This window comes from Vibrio sp. Vb2131, from assembly GCF_033338535.1.
In the GTDB taxonomy this organism is placed as follows: domain Bacteria; phylum Pseudomonadota; class Gammaproteobacteria; order Enterobacterales; family Vibrionaceae; genus Vibrio; species Vibrio alginolyticus.
In genome coordinates, this window is sequence record NZ_JAWOSW010000065.1 from 1 (window position 1) to 748 (window position 748).

Annotated in this window: 1 pseudogene; it reads right to left on the bottom strand. The window is 47.7% G+C overall.

The features are described 5' to 3' along the window. A pseudogene (locus tag R7E38_RS22875) lies at positions 1-748 on the bottom strand (hypothetical protein); the annotation flags it as partial.

The following is a 748-nucleotide window of genomic DNA, read 5'->3' on the forward strand; positions in this document are numbered from 1 at the left end:
AGTATTTCGCCAAGTTTTGCATGTGCGCGTGCGCAGCAAAAACTGGACGAGTGAGTAGCACTTCTTTTGATTTCGCGTGCGAACCATCGCAGTAAGCGAGTTGGTCAAATTGGCTGTGGCTAAGAATTTTGTCGTAAGTGCGCTGTGCTTGGAGAAATACATCTGATTCGTCTGGTACTTCTTCTTGCTGCGTTAATTGGTAACGGCTTGGCTCCCAAAGCGGTTGAGGAATGACGTGCTCTGACATCTCTGTCTGAGGAAACCAAGCGTTGTCACTGAGCAAAAGCACGTAACCCGTTTGGGCATCGGCGCTGCATAGTGTCCAAATATGCGCTGCACGTTGTTCTCGACCATGGTGGCGAAAACCAGAGCGCGCCACTTGAACAAAGGATCGAGTTTGGATATTCGAGAACGATAAGTGACGTTCGTATAAGCGACTAAAAGTGTCCAGCATACTTGCCAAACGTTCAAGAGATTGTGAAAAACGGCGATGATTTAAGCCCAATTTATACTGTAAATCTTTGGGTGAAACCTCGGCCAATAGAGCATCAAGCAGTGGTTGGAGTGTGTGGGATTCTTTGATTGGGTTCAGCAGCGTTGCGGTTTTTTGACAGCAGCGACACTTTACTCTTGGGCTACCGACGGCGGTTCTCCCGTAACGTTGCCAAGCAGGTAATCGGCATTCGCAATGAGGCAATAGCTTCAACTCAAAGGTTTGCTGTTGTAGTTGATGAGCTAATGCGAGTAT